The 3,747-nt window shown below is 39.6% G+C and carries 3 protein-coding genes; all 3 read left to right on the forward strand.

What is annotated here, in order from left to right; all coding sequences use genetic code 11:
• The first annotated feature begins 906 nt into the window (after positions 1-906).
• The 3 genes from AC5JMF_RS31240 to AC5JMF_RS31250 are packed head-to-tail and all read left to right on the forward strand — an operon-like array spanning position 907 to position 3,726.
• Complete coding sequence (locus AC5JMF_RS31240) at positions 907-1,584, forward strand: sigma-70 family RNA polymerase sigma factor (RefSeq protein WP_495799592.1); 678 nt, start codon at positions 907-909, stop codon at positions 1,582-1,584.
• The gene (locus AC5JMF_RS31245; RefSeq protein ID WP_495799593.1) at positions 1,574-2,452 is read left to right on the forward strand and encodes a DUF1822 family protein; all 879 of its coding nucleotides are present in this window, start codon (positions 1,574-1,576) and stop codon (positions 2,450-2,452) included. The genes AC5JMF_RS31240 and AC5JMF_RS31245 overlap by 11 nt, the downstream gene beginning before the upstream one ends.
• 11 nt (positions 2,453-2,463) lie before the next feature.
• Entirely contained in the window at positions 2,464-3,726 is a 1,263-nt protein-coding gene (locus tag AC5JMF_RS31250; protein ID WP_495799594.1) for a CHAT domain-containing protein, read from the forward strand.
• Positions 3,727-3,747 lie beyond the last annotated feature (21 nt).

Genomic DNA, 3,747 nt, shown 5'->3' on the forward strand with positions numbered 1-3,747 from the left:
TTACACTGAGAGAGTTTTTTTACAAACTACCTGACTTTTCAAACAGCCTCTAAGAGACTTGGATATGGCTTTCGTAACTTTAGCAATTTTCGATTACGCAGTTTATTAAACTGGCACTTTAGTATTAATTCTCCATAAAAGTAACCGAAGAACCAGAAAAGACTAGCGATGTCAACTGGAAACTTTATTTTATCTTCCCTAGTTCTTCCCGATTCAGGTTTATCTTGGGAATAAGAAATAGGGAATAGGAGATTGGAAACAAGTGTTTTTATCTGTTAGGTAATTTCTTTTTACATGAAAGATTTTTATGTATTTAGCGACACTAGTAAATTAGGTTTTGTCAGTATGATTAATTCCCTAGTTGTATTTCATTTCACTTCACTAATCAACTTGAGTTTTGATACTGACTGGCGTTTAATTAGTTGCCTAAGCTACTAGTTTAATTTCAGCTAAAACGATGTTCAATGCTGCTATCTAGCTCCTCAAATTTCTTGAGGGGCTATTTTATTTACCAATTATTTAGAATAAACAAAAAGATCCCCGACTTTTTTAAGAAGTTATTTATCGTTGCTTCATCTATCTTAGAGTATGTTTGAAAAGTCAATTTTCTTGTATCCCGGCGATTAGAAATCGCGCGCCACTTGCTTCAAGTCGGGGAACCCGCCCAACGCAGTGGCTTGGCTACACAGACAAAACCCGCCTGCGCGGGTTAAAAAACCTTGATTTTGAATTAGTCCACGTAGGTGGACTTTGTTTGTGTAGTAGCGAATTCTATTCGCCTAATACTTTTCAAACTTCTTTTCATCCCCTTTAAATTTTTGCAGCATAATCTCATCATTCTTCGTATAAATAATAGCGGGGATTATCGTATGCTTGATGACACTACTTAAACAATGTCATTAATCAATGGACAACGAGCTAAATCTCTACGTACAATCACTTATTCAAGAGGCTTGCAAGCATTTACCAACCAGCCGACAGCATCGTAAAGCGATAAATTCTCTGCTTCGAGCTGTTCAGAAATCGGGACGTATTTGGAAACCACCAGCCGGAGATATTGATGAAGAGGTTCTCTATGAAGAGGCTTTATCCAAAACCATGTTTAAATTAACAAAAACACTCTGCGAGAAATACGATCCAAGTCGAGGTTCATTCTTGACTTGGTTTAATGTCAGCCTTCGTCATCAGTACACAGATGAAATTCGCGCCGCTCAACGCGATCGCTCTCACAGACAATCTGTATGGCAAAATGATGAGGCTGAACTCGATCCTTTAGATCAAGTTGCTTCTGGTGTAGATGCTAACCTACTACTTGCGACTTGGGAATCTTTTATCCAATGGATCAAAGATGATCCTGATAATCTTCTTAAAGCTTGCCACATTGAAAATAACCCACAAGCTAACTGTCAATTGCTTGCTCACTTGAGACTTATCATCGGCAAGGAATGGCAGGAAATTTCTCTGGAAATTGGCTCAAAACGCGGTGCAATTACATCTCATTGGTGTAGAAAATGTGAATCCTTAATGCGAGAGTGGTTAGACACAAATCAAAGGCTATTTGGAGAAGATAGTTATGAGCGATAAAATAAATGTCTTACTAGAACTGGCAATTTCATTTCCACTGACTGAATTGTTTCGCAGACAAGCCAAGGCTTATGCGTCGCAGTACTTCACTGAAGATACTCAACAAAGAATTTATCTCAATACTCTAGCTGTACTGGTTGCTGATGCGTATTTTCGGATGCTCAATTTCGAGACTAATCTTGCTAAACCCGAAAGATGGAATGCAGCCAAGCGCTTATGGAACGAGGCAAACGAGCTAGAAATTGTTGGGCTAGGCAATTTAGAATGTTGCGTAATTAATACTAAGCAAAAGTATTTTTTTTTACTAAACAAGAATTTGAGTAATCCCTTGGGCTATTTATTTGTAGAAATCGCTAGTTCTGAAAAATCAGCAACACTGATTGGTTTTTTGCCTGCTTCTCATTGCGAAACTACAGATGCAGAAATGTCGATGTCAGATTTACAGTCTATGGATGACCTCATTGATTACTTAACACTCACGCAAGAATTTGCAGAAAAAAAAATTATTTACTTAAGAAATTGGTTGAATAATGTTTATGAGGCGGACTGGGAACCCTCAACGCGGGATTTAAAAACTGCCACCTGTAAGAAAAAGCTACAACTGGCAGAGCAAGTATTTGAAATGCAACTTTCTGTTTCCCAAGGTAACAATGAATTAATTTTTGTCAGAGTTAATGTTAAAAGTGAAAGTGGTTCTTTGCCCAGAGGAATGCAGGTAAGTGTACCCGATGAATCTGAGATTTATACCGAAACAGTAAACGAGGCCGCTAATCTCATTTCTATTCCTTTGGAATTTTCCTCAGGTGAAAAGTTCTGGGTAGAATTGCGGTTAGGAGAAACCTTCATGAGAGAATATTTCATTGCCTAAAAAAAGTTGCAATGGCTTTTCAAATCTCCTTTAAAATTGGCGGACGAGTACAACTAAACCAGTCTGAAGTTCTACCTGTCACCCTTGCTGTATCTGATCAACAAGGACAAATAGAAGAACTTGTTTCATTTCTTTCTCCTGTGCCAAAACCTCTTGAAGATAAGTTTAAACAATGGCAGTATTATATTGGTCTTCAAGGTAATCGTAAGGTTGCCAGAAACCGAGACAATCTGATCTCAGGTGTGATCAATCTCACAGAACTCGCTAATTCTTTGAAAACTGAATTAAATAAATGGTTAGGTAGCGATGGCTGGATTGATGAGAGTGGACAACCCGATCCGCGTGTCAGTCGGGTTTTGGAAAAATTCAGGGAGAAGATTACCCAAAAAGATGAAGTCCAGATTATTGTCCAGACAGAAGACCGACAACTACGGGGACTTCCTTGGCAAGAATGGGATACCTTGGCAGGGTATACTAGTAAAGGTGTAGAAGTCGCCATCAGTGCCACAAATTTCAAGCGGCTGATTCAAAAGCAAACACCACAACTGAAAGCGACTGCACGCATACTCGTGGTGTTTGGTGACGAAAAGCTTGGGTTTGCTGAAGAAGAAGATTTTATCAAAAGTCTCAGACAGCATGGTGGAGAACCCCACATCCTCAGACAACCTACGCGGCAAGAATTAGAACAAAAGTTAAAAGATGCTCAAGGCTGGCACATTTTCTTTTTTGCAGGGCATAGTGAAAGCGATCGCGACGGACGAATTGGACGCATTCAAATCAACCCAGCCGACGGCGCACAAGGAATTATCGAAATTAGGGAACTGAAGGATTTACTTGCAGAGGCAATTGAGAGGAAGTTGCAATTAGCAATTTTCAATTCTTGTGATGGTTTAGGGTTGGCAAACCAGCTAACTGAGCTATCTTTGCCTTACTGTATTGTCATGCGCGAAATGGTTGAATCTTCTGTCGCCAGAGAATTATTAAGGCATTTTCTAGCAGCTTTTGTTAAAGATTGCTCTTTATTTGCATCAATGAATGCAGCAAGGCAGCAGTTACAACAGAAATTTGAACCCGGTAAGAGTTGGCTGCCTGTGATTGTTGCCAATCCTCTGGCTAAGGAATTGACATGGAATCGTTTGTTTTCCGAGAGGAGGTTATCTTGGCGGTGGGAGATGCTGCTGGGTATAGTTGCGATCGCTGTGCTGATTAGCCTACCCATCAGCATATTCAGCGAGTTTCAGGGTATTCTACTGTTCGGTAATTTCTACTCATAACTAGACAAAACTAACGGAACG

This window comes from Desmonostoc vinosum, from assembly GCF_059505385.1.

What these genes read in the sequence shown, in the direction of transcription:
- AC5JMF_RS31250 (WP_495799594.1), top strand. Translation starts at nt 2,464, where the DNA reads ATGGCTTTTCAAATCTCCTTTAAAATTGGCGGACGAGTACAACTAAAC.
- AC5JMF_RS31245 (WP_495799593.1), top strand. Translation starts at nt 1,574, where the DNA reads ATGAGCGATAAAATAAATGTCTTACTAGAACTGGCAATTTCATTTCCA.
- AC5JMF_RS31240 (WP_495799592.1), top strand. Translation starts at nt 907, where the DNA reads ATGGACAACGAGCTAAATCTCTACGTACAATCACTTATTCAAGAGGCT.